Raw genomic sequence first — 15434 nt, forward strand, 5'->3', positions numbered from 1 at the left:
CCTTATCGCCCTGATTGGCTGGCTGTATGAGCCCGCCTGATCTGAACGAACTGAACGAACTGAACGCCCCCCTGCCCTCAACCTGAAGGGCCCCGCCAGTCACGGCGGGGCCCTTCGCGCTTTAGCACACCCAGGAGTCGGTCAGATGCTGGCCAGCCCGAACTTGATGCACAACGTCACCAGCACCAGCAGGAAGAGGGTTTCCACCACCATCAGGATCACCGGCTTCCAGCCCACCACCGCCAGCTTCTGGAACGACGTCTTGACGCCCAGCGCGGCAATCGCCGCCACCAGACACCAGCGCGACAGGTCGGTGAAGCCTTCCACGGCGACACTCGGCACCCAGCCGAGGCTGTTGATCAGCACCAGTGCCACGAAGGCGATCAGGAAGGTGGGGAACATCGGCACCTTGCCGCCCTCATCGCCATTGGCCTGGCGCGCACTGCGGAACAGCAGCATGAAGACCATCACCGCCGGCACCAGCATCGCCACCCGCAGCAGCTTGACGAAGGTCGAGACGTCCCCGGTGTGCTCGGAAATGATGTAGCCCGCGCCCACCACCTGAGCCACGTCGTGGATGGTACCGCCGAGGAAGATGCCGGCCTCGGCATCATCCAGCCCCAGCAGCCTGACGATCAGCGGATAGGTGATCATCGCCACGGTCGAGAGGGTCGTCACCCCGACCACGGTCATGATGGTGTGGCGCTCGCTGGTGGCGTTGCGCGGCATCACCGCCGACAGCGCCAGCGCCGCCGAGGCACCGCAGATGGCCACCGAGCCACCGGTCAATAGCCCCATGTCGCGGTCCAGCCCCATCACGCGGGCCAGCAGCGCGCCGAACAGGATGGTCGCCACCACCCCGAGCACCACCGTGATCACCGGACCGAGGCCGAGACTCGCGACCTGCTCCAGCGTGATGCGCACGCCCAGCAGGGCCACGCCGAGGCGCAGTACCGTCTTGGAGGCGAACTCGATTCCCGCCTTGCACGGCCCCTCCTCGGAGAGAAAGTGCAGCGACATGCCGAACAGCAGTGCATAGAGCAGCGTCGGGCCGCCGTAATGATCGGCGATGAAGGTGGTCGCCAGCGCGATGATGATGCAGATCAACAGGCCCGGCATGATGGTGCGCACGCGCCCTTCCAGGGTCCGCCACAGGCTGGTGGGCGGGGTGGGTGTGTCGTGCAGTGATGAACTGTTGTCAGTGGCCACGCGGATTCCTCTTGAAGACCAGCAAGCGGTGACGGGCAAGCAGCCCCGCCGCGATGTGTCGTTCAGGCACGCAGGCCTGCTAGCTGGCCTGGGCCATGTTCACCTGGGCGGCCTTGATCATGTCGGCGGCCTTCTCGGCGATCATGATGGTCGGCGCATTGGTATTGCCGGACACGATCACCGGCATGATCGAGGCATCCACCACGCGCAAGCCGTGCAGGCCATGGACACGCAGCTCGTCATCCACCACCGCCAGCGCATCGTGGCCCATCTTGCAGGTGCCCGCCGGGTGATAGATGGTCTGGCTGAACTGACGCGCGGCTTCCAGCAACTCCTCATCGCTCTGGTAGTGCGCGCCCGGCACGTACTCCTCGCTGATCACCGAGGCCAGCGGCGCTGCCTGGGCGATACGCCGCGCCACCTTGATGGCATCGACCACCACGCGGCGGTCTTCCTCGGCGCTCAGATAGTTGGGCTGGATGGAAGGATAGATGCTGGCGTCGGCGCTGGTGATGCGCACCTGGCCGCGACTGTGCGGGCGCAGCTGACACACCGAGGACGTGAACGCCGAGAACGGATGCACGCCATCGGCGGGCTTGTCGGCACTCAGCGGCTGCATGTGGAACTGGATATCAGGGCGCGTCAGCCCCTCGCGCGACTGGGTAAAGGCGCACACCTGACTGGCTGCCAGCGTCAGCGGGCCGGTACGCGTGAAGAGGTACTGGGTGCCGACCGCCAGCTTCTTGAGCGGATGACGTACCTCGTCATTGAGGGTGCGGCACTGGGTCTTGAAGACCAGCCGTACCTGCAGATGGTCCTGCAGGTTTTCCCCGACCCCCGGCAGCGCGTGCAGGCATTCGACGCCGACACTGGCCAGATGCTCGGGCTCACCGATACCGGAGCACTGCAGAATCTGCGGGCTGCCGATGGCGCCGCTGGACAGCAGCACCTCGCGCTCGGCGCGCGCCGTGTGGATCGTGCCCTTCACCTCGTATTCCACTCCCACCGCACGCTTGCCTTCCAGCAACACGCGGCGACAGTGCGCATGCTTGACCAGCGTCAGATTGCTGCGCGTGAGCGCCGGGCGCAGGAAAGCCCTGGCCGTGCTGCAGCGCAGGCCCTTGTAGGTGGTCTGCTGGAAATAGCCGACCCCTTCCTGGCGCTCGCCATTGACGTCCTGGTTGAGCGGAATCCCCGCCTCCACCGCCGCCTCGATGAAGCGCTCGGCGATCTCGCGCTTGAGGCGCAGGTCAGAGACATGCAGCGGCCCATCGGTGCCGTGCCATTGGTTGGCGCCGCGCGCCTGACACTCCGACTTGCGGAAGTACGGCAGCACTGACGCGTAGTCCCAGCCCTGATTGCCCGCGGCCGCCCAGTCGTCGTAGTCCTCGTGCTGGCCACGGATATACAGCAGCCCATTGAGCGAGCTGGAACCGCCCAGCACCTTGCCCCGCGGCCACTGCAGCCGACGACCATTGATGCCCTTGTCAGGGTCGGTGAGATAGCACCAGTCGGTGGCCGGGTTATGCATCGTCTTGAAGTAGCCCACCGGCACATGAATCCACGGATTCCAGTCCGAGCCGCCGGCCTCCAGCAGCAAGACCTTGATGGAGGGGTCTTCGGTTAGACGATTGGCTAGCACGCAACCGGCTGAACCCGCTCCGATCACGATGTAGTCATAGGCGGCTGATGCGTCGGCATTGGCGTAACGTGTTGTTTTCATTATTTTATATACCATATCGAGACATATTGTCTCATAATCATGGTATCAAAATCGGTATTCGTCAAATACGAAACGTATTGTCTCAATATCTTTGCCAAAGCTGAAAAAGTGCCCTACATTGAGATTTGAAACGCCGGTAACGGTACTTTTCGTCTCGTTATACGACCAACTATGTAAGACGAACTGGCGAGAACGACACAGACCGCCATCAATGGCAGTCACCAGAGAGGCCAGAAGCAGGGCCCATGGGCTCTGGAGACGTGCTTGAGGAGAGTTTGAGGAGAGCCTGAAGAGGGTTTGAGGAGAATTTGAAGAGACTTTGGAGTGGCTTTGAAGAAATAGCGGATATGTCTGACAAGCGCCCCAGCACTCTCTGAAGAGACACTCTCTGAACAAGCACTGCGAAAACGCCTGACAAATAAAGATGGGCAAATCAGGACAGCAAATAAGGATGGATAAACAAGCACTGGCTAAAGAAGTGATCAACGAACGGCTTGCCAGACAAACAGCGGAAGCAAGCCCCGCACCGCAAGACCCATAACAACGCCAACACAGGGCGAGTGATACGACATCACTTCCCGGCCGTCAGGCCTGCATCCCACCACAAAAGCAAACACAATACCGGGAGCACTACCATGCCATCGCCACTCAGCAAGCTGTCACGCCGTGACTTCCTCGACATCTCGGGTCGCTTCGGTCTGACCTCGACCCTGCTGGCCGCCACCGGCCTCGGCGCAGGTCTCACCGCGTCCACGCTGGCGCGCGCCGCCGACCAGGAGCAGCAGAAACGCTACAAGACAGCGCCCAAGTTCCAGCTGCGCTTCGGTGCCTCGGGCTTCAATGAGCGCAATCTCGATATCCAGAAATCCGGCCAGCTGTTCTTCGCGCGCGACCTGGAAGAGCGCACCAACGGCGCGATTCGCGTCGAGTTCATGGGCAGCAACGAGGTCTGCAACCAGCTGGACTGCGTCGGCAAGACCCAGCAGGGCATCGTCGATATCTACTCGGCCTCCACCCAGAATTCCTCGGGCAGCGCACCGTATCTGAACGTGCTCGATTTCGCCTACCTGTTCCCCACTGTCGCCTCGATGTTCCACTTCTTCTATCACAAGAAGAGTGAGCAACTGCTGCGCGAACCGCTGCGCCAGCGCCACAACCTGCAGTTCCTGTTCACCCACTGTGACCTGCGCGGCATCATGCTCGGCCTCAAGTGGCAGGACAAACCGCTGGTCACCAGCATCGATGATCTCAAGGGCACCAAGAACCGCGTCACCGGCACCCAGATGGGCCGTATCGCGATGGAACAGCTGGGCCTGAACCCGGTGCCGGTCGCCTGGGAAGAGACCCTCGATGGCCTGCGTCAGGGCCTGCTGGATGGCGCCGAGACCTGGATGAGCGCCGTGGCCTACGCCGGCATGGCACCAGTGGTGTCCCAGGCGGTCGACCTGCGCTTCTTCGCCGGTACCGAACACACCGGCATGAGCCTGCCCAAGTTCGACAGCCTCGGTTCCGAGCTGCAGGACCAGGTGATGGAGTCCGCCTACTGCGCGCAGATCTTCACCCAGGGCATGAACGAGGCCGGGCGCTTCGAGATCGTCGGTGCCACCGAGCACCCCGCCGCCGGCACCGTCTTCGCCGAGAACAACGTGCGCGTGGCGCCGCTGTCGGACGCCGAACGCTCACGCGCCGAGCAGATGTGCTCGCCGGAATTCAATCCCGAGCCGTGGGAGCAGTGGCGCGAACGCCTCAACAAGTGGTCCGGCGGTCTCGATATCTATCAGGAAATCCATGATGTCGCGCGCGAGATTCCGCGTGATGTCGCCGCCGTCAACGTCAAGCCGCAGCGCTGGTGGAGGGGGTAATGGGCGATACCACCATCTTCAGCCAACCGACCAAGAAACCTGCCCTCAAGAAGGCCGCGCCCTGGGCGCGTCCCTTCCTGTGGCTGGACGCCCATCTGGAACAGGTCGTCATCCTGATCGCCTATTCCGGCATGGCCGGCATCATCTTCGTCGAAGTCATCCGGCGCTTCTTCTTCGGCCTGCAGGCCCCCTGGAGCACCAGCATTCCCGTGCTGCTGTTTCTGTGGCTGACCTGGTTCGGCGCCTCGCTCAACGCCAAGAAGCGCACCCACCTGAGCCTCAACGAGATCCGCATGAAGCTGCCGCGCGGTGGCCAGTTCGCCTGCCTGATCCTCGATGCCGTGCTGTGGATCGGCTTCGGGCTGATGGTGATCTACTTCACCACCACCCAGGTGACGCTGGCCTACGACAACTACGCCATCGTGCCGGGCACCGACAACGTCATGCAGTGGTGGTTCTACCTCGCCACGCCGCTGGCGTGGGTGATGATCATCTATCGCGTACTGCAGAACCTCTACGCCGACTGGGCGCGCTATCGCCGCGGCGATTCCTTCAACCTGCAACCGTCCATCATGGACTGAGGAGGTCAGCATGACAGACGGTATCTGGATCTCCCTGATCACGGCGGGCGTGACCGCCTTCTTCCTGCTCGGCGTGCCCATCTTCCTCGTCATCGGCCTGTGGGTGGTCGGCACCAGTCTGGTGATCGACTTCACGCTGGCCAATGTCGGCGTCACCCTCTTCCAGGGCCTGAGCTTCTTCGGCCTGCTGGCGTTGCCGCTGTTCATCCTCACGGGGGACCTGATCAACGCGGCAGGCATCGCCAAGCGACTCTCCGACTTCGCCTACTCGACGCTGAGCTGGATGCGCGGCGGGATGGGCATGTCGACCCTCGGCGCCTGCGGCCTGTTCGCGGCGATTTCCGGCTCCAACGCCGGCACCACCGCCACCATCGGTTCGATCATGCAGCCCGAGATGGTCAAGAACGGCTATGACGAACGCTTCGCCGCCGCCACGGCGGCCTCCGGCGGCACCGTGGGCATCATCATTCCGCCCAGCATCATCTTCATCGTCTATGGCTTCATGATGAACCTGTCGATCAGTGACCTGTTCATCGCCGGCATGGTGCCGGGCGCCCTGATGGTGGTCGCGATGATGGGGGCCTGCTATCTGGTGGCGCGCAAGAATGGCTGGGGCCAGCTGCAGCCCTTCAAGGCCGGGGTCAGCGCCAGGCTGGCGCGCAAGGCCTATCTGGGCTTCGCGACCATCGGCGTGGTGGTCTACGGCATCTACTCGGGCAAGTTCTCGCCGACCGAAGCCGCCGCCATCACCGTGGGCTTCACCATGATCGCTGGGCTGTTGATCACCCGCGAGATCAGCCTCAGGAAGCTGCCGACCATCATGCTGCGCTCGGGCCAGATCGCCGGCATGCTGGCACCGCTGATCGCCATCTCGGTGGTCATGCAGCAGCTGCTGTCGGTGCTGGGCGCCGGTCAGGCGCTGAGCGAGATGCTCAGCGGCATCGACAACTATTACCTGACGCTGGGCACCTGCATGCTGATCATCCTGCTGGCGGGCATGATTCTGGAAAGCCTGCCGGTGACGATCATCCTGGCGCCGATTCTCGCGCCCATCGCCCAGCAGGCCGGGGTCGACCCGATCCACTTCTCGGTCATCTTCCTGGTCGGTGCCGCCATTGGCTTCGTCACGCCACCCTTCGGGCTCAACCTGTACGTGGCCAGCAGCATCACCGGCATTTCCTACGTCAGACTGGTCAAGTACGTGATCCCCTACTTCATCGCGCTGATCGCCTGCTGGCTGGCCATCTGCCTGGTGCCTTCCCTTTCCCTGTTCCTGGTAAACCTGTAACACTAGCCTCATCGACAGCCCCGCGAGGGGCTGTCTTCGTCTCATCAGGGCAGCCTTCGCCAAGGGGCCCACTGCCGTGATGAATCGATGCACTGACGCCTTGCCACCCTGCCCCTGTCGGCCCCGGTCACCCCGAGTGACATGCGCCCGACAGCAGGATGAGGACACTAGATGAGCAAAGACACGCCCACCAATTCGACGCTCTTTCGCGCACTCGGCCTGCTGGAAGAAATCGTCACCACCCAGCACGCCGTCAGCGCCGCCGACCTCGAGAAGCGCTTCGACATCCCCAAGCCGACCGTCCATCGCCTGCTCAAGCAGCTGGAAGAACAGCAGCTGATCAGCCGTGATCTGGATGGCCGTCACCTGCTGCCCGGCCCGCGCTTTCGGCGCATGTCGCTGGGCGCTCTGGCCAATGAGGGCCTCAAGGTGCCGCGCCGTGTCCTGCTGGAACGGCTGGCGAAGGAAGTCGGCGAGACCTGCAACCTGACGCTGCTCGATGGCCACGAGGTGATGTATTACGACCGCGTGGAAACCAACTGGCCGGTGCGCATCCAGCTGGCGCCCGGTTCACGCCTGCCGCTGCACTGCACCGCGAGCGGCAAGCTGTTTCTGGCGCTGATGCCGCTGCATCGCCGCCGCGCCCTGCTCGCAAATCTGGCGCTGGAAGCGCACACGCCCTGCACCCTGACCTCGCGGGCCACGCTGGAAGAGGCGCTCGACACCGTGGCGCGCAATCAGTTGAGCACCGATGATGAGGAGTTCATCCAGGGCATGGTCGCCATCGCGGTGCCGGTCTTCGATGAGGTCGGCCAGATCCAGGCGACATTGGCGATCCACGCGCCGCGCCTGCGCCACTCCATCGACTCTCTCTTGGAGTGGGCGCCGCTGATGCGCCAGATCGCCACTGAGCTGGAAGGCACGCTCTGAGGTGCGCGCCCTGTGCGCACATGACGCATGAAATGATCTCGTCCGGCCCCGAGTGACACCTGAGCCACGCTGACGATGGGCCATGATCCAAAAAGCTCGCCCCCGCAGACAGTGATTGTCTGCGGGGGCGAGCGTTTTTCATCTGCCACCTTGCTGCCGAGGTGTCTCTCTCCTGCGGCTCAGGGCGTCGGTACCACCACCACCGGAATGCTGGCGCGCTTGATCACCCCCTTGGTGACCTTGCCCGCATAGGAGGCCACGAAGCCGCGCTTGTTGGTGGCCATGATGATCATGTCGCAGTCATGGCGCGTGGCGTAGCGGATGATCTCCGAGGCCGGATAGCCCTCCACCACATTCAGTCCGGCGATCACCGGGCGCGGGTCGCCGCTGTCGTGGGTGCTCCAGAAGTCCTCCAGCATCTTTTCCAGGCTCTCTTTCGCCTGATCGAGCCGCTGCTGCATCAGGCCCTCCAGCGTCGGCTTGTGGCGGATATTGACCTTGAGGGTGTTCATCACGTCATCTGACAGTGACTTGACGGTATGCAGCACATGCAACTCGGCACCCGTCGCGCCCGCCAACCACACCGAGCGCGCCAGTACCCGCTCACAGTCTCCGCGCAGGCCTACACAACACAGAATTCGTTTGACTGCCGGCATCGTCCTTCTCCTCGTTCATTGCAGGGCTAGCGTTCAGATGGCGCTTCAGTACCCCATCACCCTGGGTAGCCACAGAGAGATTTCAGGCACATAGGCGATCAGGAAGATGGCCGCCACCGAACCCGCCGCGAACGGCAATGCCTTCAGGGAAATCTCCTCGATGGAGGCGCCGCCTATCCCCGAGGCCACGAAAAGGTTCTCCCCCAATGGCGGCGTCTGGAAGCCGATGGCCAACGCACAGACCACCACGATGCCGACGTGCACCGGGTCCATCCCCAGCATGTACATGATCGGCAGCAGCACCGGGGTGAGAATCATGATCGCGGCCAGCGTCTCCATGAACATGCCGACGAACAGCAGGAAGAAGATGATCATCGCCCAGATGAGGTAGAGGTTGTCGGTCATCGCCAGCATGCCTTCGGCGATATGGGCCGGCACGCGTTGCTCGACCAGCAGCCGCCCGAAGACCGTCGCCGTGAACAGGATCAGCAGCACGCGACCGGTGATCCAGGTGGTGGTCTCCAGGGTACGCAGCGTCGGCTTCCACTTGAGTTCCTTGTGCAGGAAGATGCCGACGATCAGGGTATAGACGATGGCGACGATGGCGGATTCGGTCGGCGTGAAGAGGCCGCTGTAGATGCCGCCCAGGATGATGAAGGGCGCCAGCATCGACCAGACGCCCTTCTTCAAGGTGGCGCGAATATGGGGCCACGACCAGCTGTTGGTCAGCCCGCGATAGCCGCGTTTCTTCGAGATCACGTAGTTGATCATCAGCAGGAAGCCGGCGATCACCACGCCGGGCATGACGCCGGCGATGAACAGTTTCGGGATCGACAGTGTCTGGAAGTCACCGTGCATGGCCACCGCTTCAGGCGGCGGCTGCAGGCCCATGCCGGAAATCCCGAAGATCACCATCGGGATCGATGGCGGAATCACCACCCCCAGCCCGCCGGAAGAGGCCGTGATCGCCGAGGCATAGCCACGGTCATAGCCGCGCTTGGCCATCGCCGGAATCATCAGCATGCCGACCGCCGCCGTGGTGGCCGGTCCTGAGCCGGAAATCGCGCCGAAGAACATGCAGGCAAATACCGTGGCGGCGGCGAGTCCGCCCGTCACCGGCCCGGCGAAGGCCTCGGCGATATCGACCAGCCGTCGCGAGATGCCGGCGGCCTCCATCAGCGCCCCGGCCAGAATGAAGGCCGGCAAAGCCATCAGCGGGAAGGAACCCACCGAGGTAAAGGCGATCTGCACGAACGCCATCGGGTTTTCATCGATGCTCAGATAGGTCGCCAGCGCCGCGACACCCAGCGAGACGGTGATCGGTGCACCCAGCACCAGCAGCAGGAAGAAGACGCCAAACAGGATGTAGATGATGGTGGAATCGATCATGACTTGCCGCCCTCCTGTCTTTCACTGGCCTGTCCATCACTGGCCTGTCCATCACTGGCCTGTCCATCACTGGCCTGTCCATCACTGGCCTGTGCTTCGCGGGCCTGTAGATCAGTGGCCTGGCCGTCACCGCCCTGCTTCAATTCCTCCATTGCCTGGGAATCCGGGTCCACGATGTCTTCCTTGCGCACGAACTTGAGATAATTGGTCTGGATGATGCGCACCGTCATGGCGGTAAAGGCCAGCGGCAGAATCAGATAGAAGTACTTCATCGGCACACCCAGCGTCTGTGACTTCCAGAACAGATTCATCTTGTTGAACACGAAGTCGTAGCTGTAATAGATGAACACCGCATTGAAGGCGATCCAGATGATATCGGTCAGCACACCGCAGAGGGTTTCCACCCAACGCGGCAGGAATCGAAACTGGAAGGTCACGCGGTTATGCGCCGACATGCGTGTGGCGTAGACGGCGCCTAGATAGGCAAACCACACGAAGGCATAGGTCGCCAACTCGTCTCCCCAGGGAATCGAGTAGCTGAAAAGGTTACGCAGCATGATCTGCGTGAAGAGAATGATGACGAACACCACCAGCAGGAACTGGCAGAGATAGTTCTCGATATTATCCAGAAACTTCAACAATACCCGCATGGATACACATCCCCCGACATCGCCAGCGATGACCACTTGACGCCACGTCTCCCCTGCCAGCGATCACATGTCGACGACATGCTCTTGGCATGCTCATGACAGCTGCCGGCAGGCAGGGGAATCCGGGCGGGCCTTGAAAGCCTCAGCCGTTCAGGAGGTCTTCAGGGCGCCGTGGACGGATCACGTCCGAGGGTCTCGAGCACTTCGACCAGCTTGTCGCGGCCGCCGATGCTAGCGTAGAAGTCCGGCCAGATGCTGGAGGCCTTGGCGATCCATTCCTGCTCGTCATTGGCGGGCTGGGTGATGGTCATGCCGTGCTCTTCCACCAGTGATTTCTTGATGGAATCCTCGGTGGCCAGCAGGTAGTCATAGCTGTGCGACGTCGCCTCTTCACCGGCCGCCAGCACCAGTTGCTGGTTCTCTTCGCTGAGGCTCTGGAAGGTGCCTTCGCCCATGATCAGCGGTTCCATCGAGAACACGTAACAGCTGTCGGTGACGTGGTTCTGCACCTCATAGAACTTCATGGCATCGATGGTGATGTAGGGATTGTCCTGGCCATCGACGACACCCTGTTGCAGGGCGGTGAAGGTCTCGGACCACGCCAGCGGGTTGGGGTTGACGCCCCAGGACTGGTAGGAGGAGATCATGATCTCGTTCTTGGGCACGCGAATGACCATGCCTTCTAGGTCTGCCGGTGATGCCACCGCCTGCTTGGAATTGGTCAGACGACGACAGCCGGAATAGGCCCAGCCCAGAATGCGGATACCGGAATCGCGCAGGGTGTTCTCGCGCAGCTCATCGCCGATCTTGCCTTGCGTCAGCGCCTTGGCATCGTCCGGGCCGTGGATGACATACGGCAGGGTCAGCACGCCGACGGTCGGCGAGAATGGCGTCAGGTTGTTGATCGCCACCACGGACAGGTCAACGAGCCCCATGCTGGCGTTGTTGACGGTATCCTGCTCGCTGCCCAGCTGGCCGTTGGGGAACAGGTCCACCTTGATGTCGCCGCCGGATTTCTCTTCCACCAGGCTTGCGAAGGTCTTGCCCAGTTCATACTGGGTGCCGCCGGCGGCATCGCCGAGGGCCATCTTCCAGGTCGCGGCATTGGCGCCAGCGGCCATGCCCAGACTCGCGGCAGTCACCGCGATGGCCAGCGTGGACTTGAAGGCGCTGGCGCGAGATACGCTGGTGCGAGATACGCCAGTGCGAGATACGCCAGTGCGAGTCAGCAAGCGGAGGTCTGAAAGGGTCTGTGTCGAGTCGATCATCTTGTCTGTCCCGTCGTTATTGTTGTTGCGGGCTCCTGACGGCTGCGCGTGATAGCGAGCGGGGTACTGCACCTCATATCGCCAATGACTTCGCGTCTGCACCACTATCTTGCAGCGCCTCGTGTCATTCACGATTGCCATCACCTGCTCATCTACAGCCCCAGGAAAGGGAGTGTGAAGTCGCGTCGTGCTTGAACTGTGCTTTCGTTGTACCTGCCAGATCACTTTCTCCCCGTGCGCCATTCCTCGATAGAACCAGTCCGTCGGCATCGATGGGGCCAGTCCCGGCTGGCTATTGCTCTCCCGACGGGGGTCTGCCTCAATGAAGCCATACCGGTGGCTGCCGCCTCAGGGCAGGCAGTGTCCCACGCGCCACTCACTGACGGCGCACCGCAGGGCAATCAGGTACAGAAAATGCATATAAAACGGGCACTTCCGCTGGAAAGTCCTCGTGACGACACGCTCGCGAAAACAATAGAGAACACGCATGAGCCATCCGCTGTTTCACCTCGATTCCTCGCGCAAGGAAAGCCTGCAATTCCAGATTCGCGAGCAGATTTCCCAGGCGATTCTCGAAGGCCATCTGCCACGTGATGTCGCGCTGCCCTCCAGTCGCAAGCTGGCCCGCGAGCTGAATGTCGCGCGCAATACCGTGATGCTGGCCTATGAGCAGCTGCTGGAAGACGGCTTTCTTATCGCCCGCGAGCGCAGCGGTTACTTCATCAATCCCGAGATTCTCAAGGGTCGCGCCGATACGCCGGTGCGCCTCAATGATATCGAGGCCGACAGCCTCGACTGGGATGAGCGGCTGGCCTTCAAGCCCTCTGAGCAGCGCGCCATCGAGAAGCCCGGCGACTGGCACCAGTACGACTACCCCTTTTTATATGGCCAGCTGGACCCGGAATTCTTCCCCACCCAGCACTGGCGCGAATGCAGCCGCGACTCGATGAGCGTGCCGTCGATTCGCAGCTGGTCGGTGGACCATCTCAACAATGACGACCCGCTGCTGATCGAGCAGATCCACCAGCGGTTGCTGCCGCGTCGCGGCGTCTGGGCAAGCCCGGAGGAAATCCTGATCACGGTGGGCACCCAGCAGGCGCTGTGGATCAGCTGCATGCTGCTGCTCAAGCAGGGCCAGCGCTTCGCGATGGAGAACCCCGGCTACGTCGACATGTACAACATCGCCAGCACCTTCACCGATGACATCCAGCTGCTGCCCATCGACGACAAGGGCATGCAGCCGCTGGAATCGCTCAAGGACTGCCGCCTGGTGTATGTCACGCCCAGCCACCAGTCGCCGACGACCATCACCCTGCCGCTGGAGCGTCGCCGCCAGCTGCTGGACATGGCCGAGACCGGCAACTTCCTGATCATCGAGGACGACTACGAGAGCGAGAGCAACTACGCCGACAACCCGACGCCCGCGCTCAAGAGCCTCGACCGCCACAAGCGTGTCATCTATGTCGGCAGCCTCTCCAAGACCCTCGCCCCCGGTCTGCGCCTGGGCTACATGGTCGCGCACCCGACCCTGATTCGAGAGGCCCGCGCCCTGCGCCGCCTGATGCTGCGCCATCCGCCGACCAACAATCAGCGTGCGGTGGGACTCTTCATCGCGCGCGGCTATCACGACAGCCTGATCAATCAGATGCACCAGGTGATGCAGCGGCGCTTCCTGCTGATGCGTGACGCCATCCAGCGCCATCTGCCGATGATGAGCACGCCGGCCACCTACGGCGGGTCCTGCTTCTGGATGCACGGCCCGAAGAATCTGAATGCCCACCGCCTGGCCGCCCTCGCCCGCGAGCAGAGCATCCTGATCGAGGTCGGTGACTTGCACTTCTTCTGTGATCGCAGCAGCCACCGCCACTACTTCCGGCTTGGCTTCTCGGCGATTCCGGAAGCGCGCATCGAGGCCGGCATCCTCAAACTGGCCGCGCTGGTGCCGCTGGCGATGGACGAGGCACCGTCAGTTGCGGGCACAGGGGAAGAAGCACCGGAGACGGACGCAACGAAGACGGACGCACCGGAAACACAAGCACAGCCGTTACCCCCTCAGCCCGCCCTGCCCACTCCCCACGGCGCATCACGTCGGCAGCGCGCCAGCTAGCCTGACCCTTGCGAGGAGATGAGAGGCGAGGAGATGAAAGGCAAGGAGAAAAAAGGCGAGCCGTCGTATCGGCCATGGCTGAGGCAAACCATGCCCCTCCCAAGCAACGATAACCCGCAATGATTATCTTCTGGATAACAAAAATGCTCCCGCACTGATCATTAAAACGATCAATGCGGGAGCATCCGGGTCATCGTGGTATCAGTGGCGAGTCACACCCTACTGCGCTTCATCCTTCATCGCGTACCAGCGATACAGGCAACGCTGGCCGGTGCGGCGGAACGGCGCAAACAGCGGGGATTCGACCTTGTTGAGCACATTGGGATACGGCAGGCGTGACTGGAAGATCGGCAGCACGAGATCCGCCGCGTCCTTGGCGATCCATTGAGCGAGGCGCTTGCCCGCCTGGGCGGAATACATCACTCCGTTGCCGCCATAGCCCATGGCGTAATAGATGCTCTGCTTGGGGTCCGGCTGATGGATGCGCGGCATCATGTCATGGCTGACATCCACCCAGCCCCACCAGGAGTAATCGACCTCGATGCCGCTCAGCGCGGGGAACTTGCGGTGCATGTCGGCGATCAGCAGCTGCTCGTACTGCGCCTTGGGCGCGTCACGCCCCGAGACGGCACTGCGACTACCGATCTGCAGGCGGTTGTCCGGCAGCAGGCGATAGTAGTGGCGCAGCACGCGGGTGTCGGTGAGCACCTGATGGGTATGGAAGCGGGTCGCCTCGATTTCCTGCGCCGTCAGCGGGCGCGTCACCAGCGAGTTGGAGAGCACCGGCATCAGGCGCTTGTCGAGCTCCGGATGCAGCTTGCCGGAGGTGTAGCCGCCAGTGGCCATGCCCACCGAGCGCGCCTTGACCACGCCACCCGGCGTCGTCAGATAGTGAACGCCATCGCGGGTCTCCCAGCTCTCCACCGGGCTTGCCGGGTGCACCTTGACGCCCAGGCGGCGCGCCTTGCGCAGATAGCCGAAGGCCAACTTGCCCGGGTGCACGCCGATACCTTCCGGCTCGTGCATCGCACCGCAGGCCTCTTCATCACCGACCCACTCATTGCGCACCGTGGCGCCATCGATGATGCGGGCATCGTAATTGAAGGTCTCGCGCAACAGGCGTGCTTCCTTCTCCAGCCCCGGCATCATGCGCTCGCGGTGGGCGATATACAGGTGGCCGCCCGGCTGCGGATCGCAGTCGATGTCCTTGATCAGCTCCTTGAAATTCTCCATGCCCTCGACGCACTCGCGGTGCAGGCCGTGGGCGGCCTCGAGACCATATCGCTCGATCCACTGCGAGCGCTTGAGGCGACCGGTGGCGCACTGCGCCTGCCCGCCATTGCGGGTCGAGCAGCCCCAGCTGACCCGATTGGCCTCCAGCACGGTGGCCTTGATGCCGTACTTCTCGGCCAGCACGATGGCGGCGGTCAGGCCCGTGAAGCCGGAGCCGACGATCACCACATCGGCGTCGATATCACCCATCACCGGGCCATCGTCTGCCGGCGGCTCACCGGCGGTGGCGACCCAGTAGGTCGGCGCGTAGTCGCGCCCTTCGCCGGGGGTGGCACTCACCAGCGGGTCGTAGGCCGGGTCATACGGCCGCGAGGCCTGAGTGGCCGGGCGCTGCTCTGATTCGTTGCCCATGTCCGACGGCCGGGCGCCGTGCTGCACGATAGTTTCCATCTCGAACACCTCCTCTCACCCACGGGGCGCACGCCATGACCTGACGCCATGACGTGCTGCCCCGGGGCAAAGACAGCTTCAGAAACCT

At 62.7% G+C, this 15434-nt stretch carries 12 protein-coding genes; 5 read left to right on the forward strand and 7 right to left on the reverse strand.

All coding sequences use genetic code 11. The features are described from left to right. Positions 1-141: 141 nt before the first annotated feature. Positions 142-1209, reverse strand: coding sequence for a YeiH family protein (locus tag LCW13_RS12615; protein ID WP_225347067.1), 1068 nt, complete (start codon positions 1207-1209; stop codon positions 142-144). A gap of 79 nt (positions 1210-1288) precedes the next feature. Then, the gene (locus tag LCW13_RS12620; protein ID WP_153636308.1) at positions 1289-2932 is read right to left on the reverse strand and encodes a GMC family oxidoreductase; all 1644 of its coding nucleotides are present in this window, start codon (positions 2930-2932) and stop codon (positions 1289-1291) included. A 635-nt stretch (positions 2933-3567) separates the two neighbouring features. Here LCW13_RS12620 and LCW13_RS12625 point away from each other — a divergent pair. The 4 genes from LCW13_RS12625 to LCW13_RS12640 all read left to right on the forward strand — a co-directional run bounded on the left by LCW13_RS12625 (position 3568) and on the right by LCW13_RS12640 (position 7593). After that, on the forward strand, positions 3568-4794 hold the full coding sequence (locus tag LCW13_RS12625; protein WP_172978708.1) for a TRAP transporter substrate-binding protein: 1227 nt from the start codon (positions 3568-3570) through the stop codon (positions 4792-4794). Beyond that, entirely contained in the window at positions 4794-5375 is a 582-nt protein-coding gene (locus LCW13_RS12630; protein WP_225347068.1) for a TRAP transporter small permease, read from the forward strand. The genes LCW13_RS12625 and LCW13_RS12630 overlap by 1 nt, the downstream gene beginning before the upstream one ends. A 10-nt stretch (positions 5376-5385) precedes the next feature. Beyond that, on the forward strand, positions 5386-6663 hold the full coding sequence (locus tag LCW13_RS12635) for a TRAP transporter large permease (RefSeq protein WP_054555518.1): 1278 nt from the start codon (positions 5386-5388) through the stop codon (positions 6661-6663). Between the two features lie 171 nt (positions 6664-6834). Next, complete coding sequence (locus tag LCW13_RS12640; protein WP_225347069.1) at positions 6835-7593, forward strand: IclR family transcriptional regulator; 759 nt, start codon at positions 6835-6837, stop codon at positions 7591-7593. A gap of 179 nt (positions 7594-7772) precedes the next feature. Here LCW13_RS12640 and LCW13_RS12645 read toward each other — a convergent pair whose 3' ends face one another. From LCW13_RS12645 to LCW13_RS12660, 4 genes are all read right to left on the reverse strand, one after another. Continuing rightward, positions 7773-8249 carry a universal stress protein gene (locus LCW13_RS12645; protein ID WP_225347070.1) on the reverse strand — a complete coding sequence of 159 codons (477 nt, stop codon included), beginning with the start codon at positions 8247-8249 and terminating at the stop codon, positions 7773-7775. 45 nt (positions 8250-8294) lie between these two features. Then, the gene (locus tag LCW13_RS12650; protein ID WP_197738683.1) at positions 8295-9638 is read right to left on the reverse strand and encodes a TRAP transporter large permease; all 1344 of its coding nucleotides are present in this window, start codon (positions 9636-9638) and stop codon (positions 8295-8297) included. Further along, on the reverse strand, positions 9635-10288 hold the full coding sequence (locus tag LCW13_RS12655) for a TRAP transporter small permease (protein WP_225347071.1): 654 nt from the start codon (positions 10286-10288) through the stop codon (positions 9635-9637). The genes LCW13_RS12650 and LCW13_RS12655 overlap by 4 nt, the downstream gene beginning before the upstream one ends. Positions 10289-10449: 161 nt before the next feature. Next, on the reverse strand, positions 10450-11556 hold the full coding sequence (locus LCW13_RS12660) for a TRAP transporter substrate-binding protein (protein ID WP_225347072.1): 1107 nt from the start codon (positions 11554-11556) through the stop codon (positions 10450-10452). Positions 11557-12043: 487 nt separating this feature from the next. Here LCW13_RS12660 and pdxR point away from each other — a divergent pair, with 487 nt between their 5' ends. Beyond that, the gene (pdxR, locus tag LCW13_RS12665; RefSeq protein ID WP_225347073.1) at positions 12044-13663 is read left to right on the forward strand and encodes a MocR-like pyridoxine biosynthesis transcription factor PdxR; all 1620 of its coding nucleotides are present in this window, start codon (positions 12044-12046) and stop codon (positions 13661-13663) included. A 219-nt stretch (positions 13664-13882) separates the two neighbouring features. On the opposite strand, the gene LCW13_RS12670 is transcribed toward pdxR, so the two are convergent. Beyond that, positions 13883-15346 (reverse strand): NAD(P)/FAD-dependent oxidoreductase, encoded by a 1464-nt coding sequence (locus LCW13_RS12670; RefSeq protein ID WP_225347074.1) that lies wholly within the window; start codon positions 15344-15346, stop codon positions 13883-13885. Positions 15347-15434 lie beyond the last annotated feature (88 nt).

Origin of the sequence: Cobetia amphilecti (genome assembly GCF_020217465.1) — a bacterium.
Taxonomy (GTDB): Bacteria; Pseudomonadota; Gammaproteobacteria; order Pseudomonadales; family Halomonadaceae; genus Cobetia; species Cobetia amphilecti.